Origin of the sequence: Streptomyces sp. NPDC048331, from assembly GCF_043201215.1 — a bacterium.
Lineage (GTDB): Bacteria > Actinomycetota > Actinomycetes > Streptomycetales > Streptomycetaceae > Streptomyces.
This window is the reverse complement of sequence record NZ_JBICYT010000025.1, coordinates 50,864-65,050: the sequence shown is the minus strand read 5'-3', so window position 1 is coordinate 65,050 and position 14,187 is coordinate 50,864. Positions and strand designations below refer to the sequence as shown.

The 14,187-nt window shown below is 73.8% G+C and carries 14 protein-coding genes; 6 read left to right on the top strand and 8 right to left on the bottom strand.

Features of this window, described 5'->3' with window-relative positions; translation table 11 throughout:
- Positions 1 to 95: 95 nt before the first annotated feature.
- Positions 96 to 479 carry a hypothetical protein gene (locus ACGFYY_RS29885; protein WP_393714085.1) on the top strand — a complete coding sequence of 128 codons (384 nt, stop codon included), beginning with the start codon at positions 96 to 98 and terminating at the stop codon, positions 477 to 479.
- Positions 480 to 520: 41 nt separating this feature from the next.
- Here the strand turns inward: ACGFYY_RS29885 and ACGFYY_RS29880 are convergent, their stop codons facing one another.
- Together ACGFYY_RS29880 and ACGFYY_RS29875 are read right to left on the bottom strand one after the other, a co-directional pair.
- Entirely contained in the window at positions 521 to 1,306 is a 786-nt protein-coding gene (locus tag ACGFYY_RS29880) for an SGNH/GDSL hydrolase family protein (protein ID WP_393714083.1), read from the bottom strand.
- Positions 1,293 to 1,859, bottom strand: a complete 567-nt coding sequence (locus ACGFYY_RS29875) for a PadR family transcriptional regulator (protein WP_365278446.1) — start codon at positions 1,857 to 1,859, stop codon at positions 1,293 to 1,295. Before ACGFYY_RS29875 ends, ACGFYY_RS29880 begins: the two co-directional genes overlap by 14 nt.
- 86 nt (positions 1,860 to 1,945) lie before the next feature.
- Here ACGFYY_RS29875 and ACGFYY_RS29870 point away from each other — a divergent pair, with 86 nt between their 5' ends.
- Entirely contained in the window at positions 1,946 to 2,359 is a 414-nt protein-coding gene (locus tag ACGFYY_RS29870; RefSeq protein WP_365278449.1) for a nuclear transport factor 2 family protein, read from the top strand.
- A gap of 64 nt (positions 2,360 to 2,423) precedes the next feature.
- On the opposite strand, the gene ACGFYY_RS29865 is transcribed toward ACGFYY_RS29870, so the two are convergent.
- Both ACGFYY_RS29865 and ACGFYY_RS29860 read right to left on the bottom strand, forming a co-directional pair.
- The gene (locus ACGFYY_RS29865) at positions 2,424 to 3,164 is read right to left on the bottom strand and encodes a class I SAM-dependent methyltransferase (RefSeq protein WP_365278452.1); all 741 of its coding nucleotides are present in this window, start codon (positions 3,162 to 3,164) and stop codon (positions 2,424 to 2,426) included.
- A 61-nt stretch (positions 3,165 to 3,225) separates the two neighbouring features.
- Entirely contained in the window at positions 3,226 to 8,025 is a 4,800-nt protein-coding gene (locus ACGFYY_RS29860) for a hypothetical protein (RefSeq protein WP_393714080.1), read from the bottom strand.
- 193 nt (positions 8,026 to 8,218) lie between these two features.
- On the opposite strand from ACGFYY_RS29860, the gene nadE reads away from it, so the two are divergent.
- The 3 genes from nadE to ACGFYY_RS29845 all read left to right on the top strand — a co-directional run bounded on the left by nadE (position 8,219) and on the right by ACGFYY_RS29845 (position 11,229).
- Positions 8,219 to 9,049, top strand: a complete 831-nt coding sequence (gene nadE, locus ACGFYY_RS29855) for an ammonia-dependent NAD(+) synthetase (RefSeq protein WP_365278458.1) — start codon at positions 8,219 to 8,221, stop codon at positions 9,047 to 9,049.
- A 130-nt stretch (positions 9,050 to 9,179) separates the two neighbouring features.
- Entirely contained in the window at positions 9,180 to 10,409 is a 1,230-nt protein-coding gene (locus ACGFYY_RS29850) for a PP2C family protein-serine/threonine phosphatase (RefSeq protein WP_393714077.1), read from the top strand.
- Between the two features lie 58 nt (positions 10,410 to 10,467).
- The gene (locus ACGFYY_RS29845) at positions 10,468 to 11,229 is read left to right on the top strand and encodes a GNAT family N-acetyltransferase (RefSeq protein ID WP_393714075.1); all 762 of its coding nucleotides are present in this window, start codon (positions 10,468 to 10,470) and stop codon (positions 11,227 to 11,229) included.
- A 59-nt stretch (positions 11,230 to 11,288) separates the two neighbouring features.
- On the opposite strand, the gene ACGFYY_RS29840 is transcribed toward ACGFYY_RS29845, so the two are convergent.
- The 4 genes from ACGFYY_RS29840 to ACGFYY_RS29825 all read right to left on the bottom strand — a co-directional run bounded on the left by ACGFYY_RS29840 (position 11,289) and on the right by ACGFYY_RS29825 (position 13,430).
- Complete coding sequence (locus ACGFYY_RS29840) at positions 11,289 to 12,089, bottom strand: arylamine N-acetyltransferase (RefSeq protein WP_393714073.1); 801 nt, start codon at positions 12,087 to 12,089, stop codon at positions 11,289 to 11,291.
- 270 nt (positions 12,090 to 12,359) lie between these two features.
- Positions 12,360 to 12,608: a hypothetical protein gene (locus ACGFYY_RS29835; RefSeq protein ID WP_393714071.1), complete on the bottom strand. Its 249-nt coding sequence runs from the start codon at positions 12,606 to 12,608 to the stop codon at positions 12,360 to 12,362.
- Between the two features lie 340 nt (positions 12,609 to 12,948).
- Positions 12,949 to 13,242, bottom strand: coding sequence for a DUF4190 domain-containing protein (locus ACGFYY_RS29830; RefSeq protein WP_393714069.1), 294 nt, complete (start codon positions 13,240 to 13,242; stop codon positions 12,949 to 12,951).
- On the bottom strand, positions 13,239 to 13,430 hold the full coding sequence (locus ACGFYY_RS29825; RefSeq protein ID WP_393714191.1) for a hypothetical protein: 192 nt from the start codon (positions 13,428 to 13,430) through the stop codon (positions 13,239 to 13,241). The genes ACGFYY_RS29830 and ACGFYY_RS29825 overlap by 4 nt, the downstream gene beginning before the upstream one ends.
- A 99-nt stretch (positions 13,431 to 13,529) precedes the next feature.
- Between ACGFYY_RS29825 and ACGFYY_RS29820 the strand changes: the two genes are divergently transcribed.
- On the top strand, positions 13,530 to 14,153 hold the full coding sequence (locus ACGFYY_RS29820) for a TetR family transcriptional regulator (RefSeq protein WP_393714067.1): 624 nt from the start codon (positions 13,530 to 13,532) through the stop codon (positions 14,151 to 14,153).
- Positions 14,154 to 14,187: the final 34 nt, after the last annotated feature.

Sequence of the window (14,187 nt, the reverse complement as noted above, 5' to 3'; positions counted from 1 at the left end):
CTGCGGCGCCGCCACTCGGTGGCCGACCCGATCCCGCGACGGGTGCCGGCCGTCGCCCTTGGGGCCTGTCTCCTGGGTCCGTCCGTGAGAGTGTCGTGCTCGTGATCGAAACCTGGGTGATGGATGACGACGGCCCTGTCCACGTGTCGTCCGAGATGGTGCTGAAGGCCCTTCGGTCGCGGATCGACAGCGGGCGGCTCGAGACGTGGCTGACCAGTTCGTCCGGTCGATCCTTGGCGTTCGTGACGAATGCCGAGCGCGCGATGGTGATGCTGCTCGAAGACGAGAGCGATCCTGGCGAGCATGCCGTGGACCCCGGAGCCGAGGGGGCGAGCGACGGGTTCGTCCTCTCGGACGGGCAGGTCGACGAGTATCCGGATGAGGACACGGTCCCCATGGATGAGGCCTTCAGGCTCGTGGAGCACATCGTCGGCACGGGATCTTGGCCTGCGGACGCGCGTCGGGTCATCGACCGCTGACAGCGCGGATCGCGCTGACCGACCGATCGAGGAGACACGGTTCAGTCGACGGCGGTGGTCAGCGGCTGGAGGGTGGGGCGCTTGGCCGTGCGGCCGTCGCCGGAGGAGCGGCCGCGCAGGCGGCGACCCAGCCAGGGGCCGAGGAACGCGGCCACCCAACGCAGTTCCGCCGCCGCGGCCGAGCCGCCCGGGGTGGTGGGCCGCGGCGGGAGCGGGCGCGTCCAGGTGTCGTCGCTGCCGGGCAGGCCGACGGCGTGGGCGAGGGCCGCGGCGATCCGTTCGTGGCCGACGGAGCTGGCGTGGAGGCGGTCCGTGGTCCACATCCGCGGGTCGGTCACGGCGACCGGCCGGGCCGTCTCGGCCACGGTGACCCCGTGCCGGGCGGCCGCGGCGCGGATGCGGTCGTTGAGGTCGGCGATGCGCGGTGCCACGGGTCGGGCGAGAGGCACGAGCGCGCTGAGGTCGGGGAAGGTCACCGTTGCCACGTGGGCCCCGGCGGCCGTGAGCGCCGCGAACATCTCCTCCAGGTGCCCGGCGACCTCGGCGGCGTCGAACCGGGGCCGGAGGATGTCGTTGACCCCGGCGACGACGGTGGCCAGATCGGGGCGCAGGGCCAGGGCGGGGCCCAGCTGCTCGGCGCGGACCTGCCCGGCGAGACGTCCGCGGACGGCCAGGTTGGCGTACTGGAGGTCGGGGTTGACGGCGGCGAGGTGTTCGGCGAACCGGTCGGCGAAGCCACGCAGGCCCACGGTGTCGTCCCCGTCGCCGAGGCCTTCGGTCTGACTGTCGCCCAGGGCGACGTAGCGCAGGTACTCACCGTTCGGCACGGGTCAGCCTCTCCTTCAGGATGGCCGCGCTCCGGCGGCACCAGTCGCGGTGTCCCTGTTCGAAGGCGAGGCCGCGCAGACCGGTCAGGTACCCGCCGATCCGCTCGCCGTGGAGCAGGAACTCGTCCTCGTCCATCTCGCCGCGCATCTTGCGCAGAACCCTGCCGAGCAACTCGATCTTGGCGTCGGCCGCGACCGCGCGTGCTTCGAGCTGCGCGATCACCGGTTCGATGCCGATCCGGTCGGCGGTCTGGACCTTGACGAGGAGGTCGTCACGGATGACGGAGGACTTCAGCGGGGCCGCGGCGAACTCCTCCAGTTCGGTGCGGCCGGCCTCGGTGACCTGGAAGAGGCGCTTGTTGGGCCGGGTCTCCTGGACCACCTCGCGGCCCGCCACCAGCCCTTCCTTCTCCAGCTTGGCCAGCTCGGCGTACAGCTGCTGGGGCAGGGCGTGCCAGAAGTTCGCGACGCCGATGTCGAAGGACTTCGCCAGTTCGTAGCCGCTGAACTCGCCGTCCAGCAATGCCGCCAGTACGGCATGTCGCAAGGCCATCGCGGTCGCCCCTTCCCCTTCCTCGCCAACCCCTGCATCATACTCATGAAAGTGACTAGTCAAATTCATGAATATCAGGAGGGGTCATGGAAACTGCCGAACGCTTCCGCGCAGCCGTGGAGAAGCGGGATCTCGCCGCGCTGGAGGACCTGTTCACAGAGGACGTCCGGTTCTACAGCCCGGTGAAGTTCACGCCCTTCGAGGGGCGGCCCATGGTCCTGGGTCTCTTCGGGGTCCTGATGCGGGTCTTCGAGGAGTTCCGCTACGTCGGCGACTTCGAGGGCGCGGCCGAGACCAGCGCCGACGGCGCCGAGGCCCCGGCGGAGGTGTTGCTCTTCCGCGCCGCGGTGGAGGGCCGGGAGATCCACGGGATCGACCTGCTCCACTTCGACGAGGCGGGCCGCATCAAGGAGTTCACCGTGATGGTCCGGCCGCAGTCCGCCGTGCAGGCCCTGGGCCAGGCGGTCCTCGCCGGCCTGGTCGCCGACGGCCTCGCGTAGACGGCCTGGGCCGCCGGATCGCCCGGGAGGGACCCGGCGGCATCCGGCGGCCCTGCCGCGGTGGCTACCGGTCGGAGGTCGGGCGCAGGACCAGGGAGACGAAGCCGAAGCTGTCCCGGTAGTCGCGCAGCCATTCCGTACGCCGTTCGTGGGCCGTCCGCAGGATCTCGGCGGCGTGCGGATCGTCCGGGTGGTCGAGGGCCCATGAGGCCAGTGAGCCCAGGCAGGACCACTCGTAGGCGTCCAGCTCCGCACGTGTGCTGACGTGGGCGTGCACGGGAGCCCACCCGTCGGCGACGACGAGGTCCACGGTGGTCGCCAGGTCGTGGAGCTCGCCGAAGATCTCGAGGGCCGCGGCGGACGGCTCACGGTCCCAGAAGCACTCGCCGAGCAGGACGCGGCCGCCGGGAGCCAGGTGCTCCCGCGCCGCCGCGAGGGTCGGCAGCAGGCCGCCGAACGCATGGGTGGCCCCGACGCTGAGCACCAGGTCGAAGGGCTGCTCGGAGACGAACTCCGAGGCCTTCCGCTGGTGTACGACGAGGCGTTCCTCGACGCCGAGCAGGCCCGCCGAGCGGCGGGCCCGCTCCACGGACACCTCGGAGGTGTCCACGCCCTCGGCGTACAGACGGGGGTGGGTGGTCAGGGCGCGCAGCAGCCATTCCGCGGTGCCGCACCCCAGGTCGAGCACCCGCTCGCCGTCGCGCGGTGCGCCGTGTTCGAGCAGTCGGCGGACCGATTCGTCGTCGAGCGGGGCCTTTATGGGGTGGTCGGCGTGTGCGATCCCGGAGATCTGTTCATGATTCACCGGAGCAGCTTGCCAATGCCGACGTCCGTGCGCACCCTCTTTCCGTCCGAGTACCGGACATTCACGCGCGGTCGGCGGACCTCCGCTTCCAGGCCTGCGCGAACATCTCGTGCAAGGGAGCCGTCGGCAGCACCCGGCCGAAGGGCGCGCGGACCGCGTTGCTCCACAGCGGGCGCACCTGGTGGCTCGCCAGTTTCACCGTCTCCAGGGGCAGGTTCGGGGCCTTCAGCTCGGTCCATTCACCGGGCAGGAACACCGTCCGGCCCGCCCGCGCCCGCTTGGCCTCGATGACCGCGCCGGTGGCCAGGAGTTCCGCGCGGACCTCCTTGTGCCGCTTGGCGGTCCAGCCGTTCCAGCGGCGTACGTTCCGGTCGGTGGGCGTGGCCAGCGCCGCCACCTGGAGATACAGCGCCGCCGCGTCCGTGCCGACACGGAGCTCGGCCGCCACCCGTGTGACCAGCTCCGGGCAGGACCGCCGCGGATCCGCCTCGTACGCGCCGGCCGGCACCGGTCCGGAACGGGCCCGGAGCATCATCCGCTCCAGTCCGCCACCGGCCAGCAGCGGCGCCACCCGGTCCAACTCCTCCCCGAGGTCGGTGACCTCGCGGACCCGCCGCCACACCTCGGGGTCGGTGACCGCCGCCGGCCGCAGGAACGAGGCGCCGCCGGGCGCGCACACCACGAGGGGCCCGCAGTCGTACGCGGTCACCGGAGCCGGTCCCTCCTCCTTACGGTCGTCCATCGCCACCGGCAACAGCCCCGGCCCGAACCGCTCGGCGATCCGCGCCGAGGTGTCCTGGACCCGGCCGCCGGGCAGCGCCAGCAGCAGCTCCGGACGCGCCAGTTCGGCCCGCAGCCGCTCGTACACGTCCAGCGCGCCGGCCACCGCGGGATCCCCGACCGGCCGGTCCGTCCAGGCCCACACCAGCGCGCTCGCCATGCCGGCGAGATCGAGGCCCACCGGGGTGAGGTACGGCAGTTCGGGCCCGGCCGGGGGCACGGCCCGCACCTCCACGCCGATGCCGTACGGGGTCGCCGCCAGCTCCCAACCGGCCGCCTCCACGGTCGTGTCCGCGGCGGCCGCGTAGCCCCCCGCCAGCCGCCTGGCCCATAGCTCGCCGAGCCCCAAGTCGCTCTCCAGCGCGTCCGCCGCCTCGTCGTGCACCGCCGGCAGCGCCCCGAGCAGTTCCCGCCAGACCCCGGCCATCCGCTCCACGGCCGCGTCGACCCCGCCCGGCCGCCACAGTTCGGCCGGGTCCTCGGGCAGGGCCGCGGCCAGGACGGCCCGCCGTCCCGCGCCCCCGAGCCGCGCGCGCAGCTCCTCGTACGCCACGGCCGTCATCTCGGTCGCCCGGTAGGGGGCCTTGCCCGCCAGGGCACGGTCCTCGTCCCGATGGCTCCGGCCGACCAGACCGGCCACGACGAGCCGGGCCACGGCCCGCCTGACACCGGTCAGTTCCGCGAAGCGGGCGGCCGCCGACTCCGTTACCGGGACGGGCCCGTGCTCCTCGACCGCCGCGACCAGGGCCCGCAGCCGGGCCGCGTCGTCCCGCCGCACCACGACCGGAATCGCCTGTGCGACGGCCGCCGGTACGGGGTCACCGTCCGGGTCCTCGGCGGCTGCCGCCACGCACCAGGACGCCGCGCCCCCGGCCCGTACCGCGGCGGACGCCACGGCCGTGCCGCCCGCCCGCAGCCCCTCCAGGGCGGCGGAGCCGGTCACCTGGCCCACCCACCAGCGGCTGCCCGCACGGGCGAACGGCTGGTCGGCCCAGGTGTCGAGGAGCGCGAGCAGGGCGACCCGGTCCGCGTCCGGGGTCGGCGACACCGCCGCCCGCCAGGCCACGGCGTCGATCGAGCCCAGTAGCCGCGACCAGTCCCGCGGCGGCGCCGAGGGCGAGAGCCGCCGCACCTCCTCCACGATCGTCCCGGCCAGGCAGGCGCCGTCGGCGGCCAGCGCCTCGAGCGTCGCCGGCAGGGCCGGGTCCGCGGTACGGCGGTGCGCGTCGGCCTCGTCGTCCGTGATCAGCCCGAACAGGGCGGGCAACAGCTCGGTGTCCCGCGCCGACCTGCGCGGCACGACCTGCTCGGCCTCGGCGAGGAGGGACACGCGCCGGTGCAGGGCCCGCCGCCGCTCCTCCACCCGCGCGGCCCGCCGGGCGACCGCCACGACCGCCTCGACCAGTACCGGGTCGGTGACCTCCGGCAACTCCCGGTCCACGGCGGCACGCAGCGCCTCCGCCCCGTCGAGCGCCGCCGAAAGCAGGGCGTCCGCCGTCCGCCGCCCCACGCCCCGCAGTGCCCGCGACCCGGCCGCGTCCCGCGTGCGCAGCAGGTACCAGAAGGCGGGCGGCAGGGCCACGCCCCCCGACACGGTGGCTTTTCGGGCCGGCCTCACCTTCGGGTGCTTGGGCGAGTGGTGCCCTTCCAACTCCCACAGCAGCACACCGTCGGCGGTGTACGCGCGCACGCCCGTACGGGTCTGCGCCTCGGCGAGGACCACGTCCTCCACCGCGCCCTCCGGCGCGGCCCACAGCCCCCACGGCTCCTGTCCCGGCCGGTCGATGTCGAAGCGCGCCGTACGCCCGTCCACGCTCTCCACCAGGTAGTGGTCGGGCGCGTGGTCGCGGTGCCGGGTACGGAACAGCACGCGCGTCCCGACCAGCCCGTCCCGGCTGCCCAGCGGCGAGTCGGACAGCCCGGCGGGGAGCGGCGCCAACTGCAGAGCCTCCGAGTCCAGGCTCATCCCGACCTCGGACGGCTCCGCGCCCGGATCGGCGCTCGGGGCACGGCCGGGGAAGTCCGGCAGCGCCAGGGCCCCGCGCCGCTCCCCGGTGACCGGGTCGACCACCTCCCACGGCTGCCGCCCGTAGATCTGGTTGGTCCAGATCCGGGAGCCGTCGCCGAGCAACAGCTCCTCGCCGTCGATGCCCTCGGTGTCACCGGGACGCAGCACGTGCCGGCCGCTGTGCCGCCCGCCCCCGTCGGCGCTCTCGAACTGGAAGCCGTACGCCCCGTCCAGGCTGCCGCCGAACGGCACCAGCCCGCCCACCTCCCGTGGCTCGAACGGCTCCTCCGGGCGGTCCGCCCAGACGGCCGTGTCGCAGAAGGCCGTCTGCTTCAGGGACCAGCTCACCAGGAAGGAGCCGCCCACGTAGTGCACGGCGAACAGGGTCGCGTCCTCGGGAACCGTGAACCGGCAGGAGCCCCGCTCCCCGTCCGGGGCGACGGCCACCGCCCGGTCGCGCCCGAACACCGTCAGTACCGGCCAGGTACACGTCACTCCGACCACGCCCGGCAGGGGAGGGCGCACCGCCACGCGCGCCCCGTCGATCCCGCCCGTCCCGTCCGCGGCGGGATCCACGGGCTCTGCGGCTTCGGCGGTCTCCGCGAACCCCGCGTACACCGACTCCAGCGCCGGCCAGGCCAGTTCCTCCGGCAGACCGGCCGCCAGCGAGCGCCGCAGCGTGCCCGCCGCACCCGCCCCGGCGAGGGCCTCGGTGATCCCGCCGAGGGCCGCCACCGTCGGCCGGTCGAGCAGGGTCTCCAGCTCGGCCACGGCCTCCTCGGCCCCCGCCGTACCGCCACCCCCGACGATGTCGACGAGTTTGCCGACCCGCCCGGCGACCTCGTCGGCGATGCCCTCGTTGCCGGGCAGCAGCGTCACCGCCGACCCGGGGAGGCGCGCCCGCGCGGACCAGTGGTCGGGCAGCAGATCCGCATGCACCGTCCCCTCCAGCCGTGGGCCGAACACCGGATCCGCGGCCAGCGCGACCAGGTCCCGTCGGGACCGCTCCCCCCAGAAGCGCATCCGCGCCTCCGGGCCGGGGTCGGCCACCGCCGCCCCGGCCGCCAGGCAGGCGTCCAGCACGTCCGCGTCGAAGCCCTGGTAGCCGTACCGGGTGTGGTGCACCGCCACCGGGGTGCCGGCCGTGCGCAGTCGCGGCCCCAACCGGCCGATCAGGTCCAGGAATTCCGCCGGCAGCGGCTGCCGGGAGACCCCGCCACCGGACTGCGGCGCGTACTGGTACATGCTGACGAAGTGTCCGACCCAGTGCGGCAGTCCGCCCTGCGGCACCACCCGCCCGGCCGTCATCGCCTCCGTCGCGCCGCAGCCGATCAGCAGGCGCAGCCAGGACCCGCCGTCGGTGGGACCGGTCGGAAACACCTCGACCAGTCCGGCCCGCACGGCGTCCGTCGGCGGATGGGCCGTCAGGACGAGCTCCGCGGCGGTCAGCAGCGCCTCGGGCACCGACTTCCCGCGGGTGACCGACAGGATCGCGGCCACGATCCGCGCGGCCTCGCCGTCCCCGTGCCCGGCCGCCTTGGCCGACGCCCGGACCCGGCGCACCAGATCCGCCGGCAGGTCCGCCCGGGAGCCCGCCCACGCGGTCAGGAACGCCTCCAGGGCGGTGTGCGCGGCCGCCGGATCCATCGTCTCGGCGAGGAAGCGCTGGTGCGCCCCGAACTCCTTGACCGGCATGGCCCCGCCCGCCGCGAACAGCAGGGCGTTGGCCCGGCGGTACCGGGGATCCACCGGCAGCCCGTGCTCGGCCTCGGCCGCACGCGCAGCCGCGTACGCCCGCCCGCCCGGGCGGCTCCCGTACTGGATCAGGCGGTGGCCCACCGTGTCCCAGAACCACGGCAGGTGCGCCGGCGGCAGCCGTCGCGCCCGCGCCGTCATCGCGTCGACGAACCGGCCGGGCTTGCCCCGCGACCGGCCGAGCTCGGTGTACATGTCCTCGACCAGCTCCCGCGCGACCCCGGCCGCCCCCGGGTCGTGGACGGCGACCCAGTCGGCGTACGTGGTCGAGGCGTGGGGACCGGCGGTGGGCAGGAGGGCATCGAGCGGGACGATCATGCTTCGCATCGTCGCACGGGCCACCGACACCACCCTCCCGCGCCCGGGAGAGCGGGCCGAGGGCGCCTGGCCACGACCGCCGGGCCATGGCTGTCCGGCCTTCCTCTAGAGTGCTTCCGTCCCGTACACGTGACTGTGACCCCGGCCGGGCGGCGCGTGCCGACCCGCGCACGGGCCCGAGCGAGGAGCAACCGTGACCGACCTGGCGTCCATATCCCTGCAGCAGGAGATCGCCCGCGATCTCCAGGTGAGCGCGTCCTTCGACGTACGGCAGGAGATCGAGCGCCGAGTGGCCTTCCTCGCCGAGCGGCTGACCTCCACCGGCCTGCGCGCTCTGGTCCTGGGCATCAGCGGCGGTGTGGACTCCACGACCGCCGGCCGACTCTGCCAGCTCGCCGTCGAGCGGGCCCGCGCCGCCGGACACGAGGCGACGTTCTTCGCGATGCGACTGCCCTACGGGGCCCAGGCCGACGAGAAGGACGCGCAGCTGGCGCTGGACTTCATCCGGGCCGACCGGGTCCTGACCGTGGACGTGAAGTCCGCGAGCGACGCCGCCCTGGAGGCGGCCCTGGCCGGCGGCACGGTCTTCCGCGACGCGCACCACCAGGACTTCGTGCACGGCAACATCAAGGCCCGCCAGCGCATGATCGCCCAGTACACGGTGGCGGGCGCGCACGACGGCCTGGTGGTCGGCACCGACCACGCCGCCGAGGCCGTCTCCGGCTTCTTCACCAAGTTCGGTGACGGCGCTGCCGACGTCGTCCCGCTCACCGGCCTCACCAAGCGGCGGGTACGAGCCCTCGCGCAGGAGCTGGGCGCCCCCGCCGAGCTGGTGCACAAGACCCCGACCGCGGACCTGGAGACGCTCGACCCGGGCAAGCCCGACGAGGACGCCCTCGGCGTCACCTACGACGACATCGACGACTTCCTGGAGGGCAAGCCCGTCGAGGGCACCGCCTTCACGGCCATCGTCGCCCGCTACCGTCTCACCGAGCACAAGCGACAGCTGCCGATCGCCCCCTGAGTCGCACCGCGTCCGCCCGGGGTTGAGCCGAACGGCTCAATGCCGGGCGGACGACGGCCCCACCCCGCACCGTCGCGCCTATCGTGGAGAACGACCTCACGATCGGGCGGCGGCGTGCGAACAGGTGGACGTGGACGGATCCGGGATCGACTACCAGGCGGTCTTCCGTGCCTTGCCGGGCGCGGTCGCCCTGCTCACGCCTGATCTGATCTACGTCGACGTCAACGAGTCCTTCATGGTGACCTCCGGCCGCACCCGCGAGCAGCTCGTCGGCCGCTACCTGTTCGACGTCTTCCCCGACAATCCCGCCGACCCCGCGGCGACCGGGATGCGCAACCTGCGCGCCTCGCTGGAACGGGTCGCTGCCACCGCCGAGCCCGACACGATGGCCGTGCAGCGCTACGACGTCGAGTCGCCGGACCGGTCGGGGGTGTGGCAGGAGCGCTACTGGAGCCCCGTCAACGTCCCCGTCCTCGCCCCCGACGGAACCGTCGCCCTGCTGCTGCACCGGGTGGAAGAGGTCACCGAACTGATCCGGGCCCGCGGCGGCCCCAGCGGCAGGGACCGCGCCGCCGAGGTGCTGGAGGCCGAGCTCTACACCCGCGCCCGGGAGCTCCAAGCGGTCAACGAACGCCTGCGCCGCACCCACGCCCACGAACGGGAGGTCGCCCTCCACCTCCAGGAGTCGCTGCTGCCCGCGCCGCACCCGCTCGGCCACCACGGGGCCGCCGTGCGCTACCGGCCCGCCACCGAGGCCTTGAACGTGTGCGGCGACTGGTACGACCTCGTGGACCAGCCCGGCCGCACCGCGCTCGCCGTCGGTGACGTCGTCGGCCACGGACTCGGCGCGGCCGGCGTCATGGGTCAACTCCGCAGCGCCCTGTCCGCCGCCTCCCGTGTCGCCGAGGGTCCGGCCCAGGCCCTGGAGGTCCTCGGTCTGTACGCCCGCGACATCGAAGGCGCCGAGTCCACCACCGCCGTGTCCGTGTTCATCGACTGGAACAGTCGCACCCTCACCTACAGCAGCGCGGGTCACCCCCCTCCCGCCCTGTGCCACCCCGACGGGACCATCACCTTCCTCGACCAGGCCACGGACCCCCCGCTCGGCGCGCGCCCCGAACACACCCGCCGCCCCGAGGCACAGATCGCCTTCACCGAAGGCTCCACCCTCGCCCTCTACACCGACGGGCTCATCGAACGGCGCCGGGAGGACATCGACGTAGGCCTCGGAAGGCTCGCCGAAGCCCTCGTACGGCACCGCGGCGCCACCCCCGACGTCCTCGCCGACGCCCTGCTGGCCGAGCTCATCCCCGCGGTCGGCGTCACCGACGACACCGCACTGGTCATCCTCCGGTTGTGACGGTCGGCCCGCGGGGAATTCGGAGGCGTCCGCGGACCCGGCTGCATAGGCTCGGCCCATGCCGAGCCCAGAACTCCAGCGCGTCAACACCTTCCTGTCGGACTTCGCCCGCCGCCAGGCCGCGCGCACCGTGGCCCTCCCCGGAGGGTTCGCCGTGTACGACGACGCGTTCGCGCAGTCCCGTGCGAACAACCAGATCGTCATCGACGCCGCCGTCGACCCCGAGGCGTTGCCCGCGCTCGCGGAGGAAGCCCTGGGGCGACTGCCGCACCGGCTGATCTCCGTACTCGACGACGACACCGGCAAGGCGTGCGCGGAGCCGCTGATCCGGGCCGGATACACCCGTTCCACCTACCTGGTCATGTTGCACACGGGCCCGGTGCCGGACCCCGGACCCGCCGAGGAGGTGGAACTCGACGCGTTGCGTGCTCCGCTGACCCGGCGCTGGCGGGGCTTCCTCCCGGACGCCGACGACGAGGTCGTGCGCCAGCTCGTCGATCGGCGCGAGGCCCGCAGGCGCGGGGCGGACGTCGTGCGGTTCATCGGCGCCCGCAGCGAGACGGGCGAGGTCGCCTCCTGGGCCGACCTCTACGTCGACGGGGCGAGCGGCACCGCCCAGATCGAGGACCTGATCACCTCGGAGGCCCACCTCGGACGCGGCTACGCCGACGCCGTACTGGCCGGCGCCCTGAACCTGGCCGCGGCCCACGACAGCGACTTCCGCTTCCTGACCGCCGATGCCATGGACTGGCCGCGCCACTGGTACGAGCGCCGCGGCTTCGCCGTGATCGGCCACTCGCACGCCTTCGAACGCGGCTGATACGGCCGACGTGGCCGGCGCGGCCGGCGGGCGTCAGCCGTGTCAGCCGTGTCAGGCGTTCACGGGCGGGGGTGGAGGGGGACCGGGACGCGGGGCAGGTCGATGCCGAAGTGGGTGCGGTAGGCCGCCAGGACCTCGGCGTCGTCGGCCAGCGTCCGCTCGGTCCGTTCCCCGTCGGCCGTGACCGTCAGGACGTGGTCGCTCAGGGTGGTCCGGCCGGCCTCCGTCAGCACCGAGCACACCGGCTTGCGGGTGAAACCGGACGCGGGCGAGGTGCTGTGCCACCACGCGCCGGTCACGAAGTCGGACAGGACCCGGGGACGCGTCTCCAGCCGGTACCGCGGTACGCCGTTCTGCAGGACGTCGAGGTCCCCGTGGGGGCCGTCGACCGGAATCATCCGGAACACGCCGCCCGGGTCGGTCTGCTCGCCGCGGTCGTCCAACGCCAGCGGGAAGTGACTGTGGTCGCCGAAGCCCACGTCCACCAGCCACGGACGGCCGTCCTCGCACTCCACGCGCAGCGCCAGGTGGTCGTACGGGACGCCCGGCCCGCCGTCGGCCGAGTGCACCCGGGCCTGCAGCAGCTCCACCCGGTAACCCAGGGACCGCAGCAGCAGCGCGAACACACCGTTCAGCTCGTAACAGAACCCGCCGCGGCCGCCGTGCAGCAGTTTGTCGAGCAGGGCCTCGCCCTCCAGCACGATCTCCTGGCCCACGTGGATGGACAGACTCTCGAAGGGAACGGTCCGGAGATGCCGCAGGTGCAGGTCGCGCAGGGCGGCCGCACTCGCCGACCCGGGTCGCTGCGCCCCGATCCGCCGCAGGTAGGCGTCAACGCGTGACGCGGAGAACTCTTCCATCGCACCAGTCTCGCAACCCGCACCCTGCCCGGACAGGCCGGACCGCGGAAGAACTCCGTCAGGGGAGGTGCGTGACTGACGGCGGCCTCGGTCGACCCCGAGGCGGCCGCGTGCAACCGGATGACGAGGTCGGCGGCAGGCACGATCCGCAGCGACAGGGCTGCGGCCACCTGGGCGGAGAGCTGCATGACCTCCACATCGCCCCTGCCCGAGAACGTGAGGCAGTCCCGCCACTCCACCCCGATGATGATCTCCAGCGCGTCCGCGAGGTCATCGGCGAGCAGACCGCCCTCCCCTTCGGAGCTCGCGTACACCACCGGCCGGCGACCGTTCAGCGCACAGGAAGTACGCCCCACCGGCGGATTCCCCCGCGATCACCTCCAGCGGCACACCCGAGGCGAGCCTGAAACCCTCGCCGTAGTGCTTGCGGTGGATGTCGAAGCCGAACGATGACCGCAGCAGCAGATCGACCTCCGGGGTGGTGCGGATCAGGTAGAGCAGATCATCACTTGAGGTCATGGCGCGGACGATAGCGACTCCCCCCGATGCGCCGGCGCCCGGGCGCACAGCGCCCCCGCGTTCGGCCGCGGCTCGGCCCCCGGTGGTGGGGCCACGATCAAGGGAGGGCGCTGCCTCAGGGCGGCGGCGTCGATGCCGTGGCCGGTTACGGCCCGGCCGACACCGCGGGGTCCACCCGCGTGGGGTCGGACTCCGCCTCCGGCGCCGAGGAGGCGCGCGTGAGCGGGCTGTGTGCGACGGGGCCGGCAGCCGGTCGGACCCGACCGGGCGGGCGCCGTCCGCCTCGGTCGACAGCGGTGCGGTTCGGCGCGCTCGCCTGGGTGGCCGGTCCGGGGGCCTCTCAGGCCAGGCCCCAGGACCAGGTCCCGTCGGCGGTGACGAGGCAGCCGAGGACGGCCAGGTCGGCCAGGCCCAGGGCGATGCCCAGACGGGCCCGGCCGGGCCTGGTCGTGCGCCGCCGCAGGGCGAGGGCCCCGAGGACGACGGCGGTCGGGCCGAGGATCAGGTTCATCACGAGCAGCCCGACCAGACCGAGGACGAAGCCGGTGACGGCCATCGCGTCGGCGTCACGCCTCCGGGCCGGGGGCCGGGTCGCGGTACGGGCCAGGGTGTCGGATCCGGTGTGCGGGCTCATCGCGGACCTCCGTGTCCGTCGTCGAGGTGTCCGGCCCGGTGGCGGACCGAGAAGCGTTCGCGTGTGGCGAAGACGGCGAGCCACAGGGCGATGGCCAGACCGGCGACCACACTGACGGGCGCGGGGACGTGGGCCACGGCGCCGAGGACGACGCCGAGCACCAGCAACGCACCTACGAGGAAGAGCATGAGACGTCCTCCCATTCAGGTAACAGTTGTTCACTGACTACCCAGTTCAGTTGTCTTCATGCTGGCGGTGCACGAGTGTGACGCGGTTGACTTCGCGTCATGAGTCCGCACACCGGCGTCCGTGAGACCCAGCGCCGCCGTACCCGACGCGCCCTCCTCGACGCTGCCTTGGCGGAATTGACGGACCGCAGCCTCGGCAGCCTCGGCCTCAGAGAGGTGACCCGAGCCGCCGGAGTCGCCCCCACCGCCTTCTACCGGCACTTCCGGAGCATGGACGAGCTGGGGACCACCCTGGTCGAGGAGGCGTTGGCCAGCCTGCACGCGACGGTGCGGGACATCCTCGCCGCGACCGACGACGCCGGGCGGCGCGGCGATGCCGTGGTGCGGCTCGTCGCCGAACTCGTACGCACCCGGCCCGCGCACGTCCGTTTCCTGGTCCGCGAGCGCCACGGCGGGGTGCCGGCGGTGCGCGAGGCCATCGCCGGACAACTCGACGTCCTCGCCGACGAGGTGGGTGCCGCGCTCACGGCCGATGTCGTGAGCGCGAGCTGGGACGCCGCGGACGTGACGATGCTGTCCCGACTCCTGGTGGACCACATGTTCATGACGGCCTCGGCCTTCCTGGCCGCCTCGCTCCGGGGGGAGGACTGGTCGGCCGCCGTCGACACGGCACGCGCCCAACTCCGCCTGATCCACCTCGGACGCGTGAACTGGCCGGGATGACACGGGCGCCGCACCGCTCCGCTGCCCGCACGTG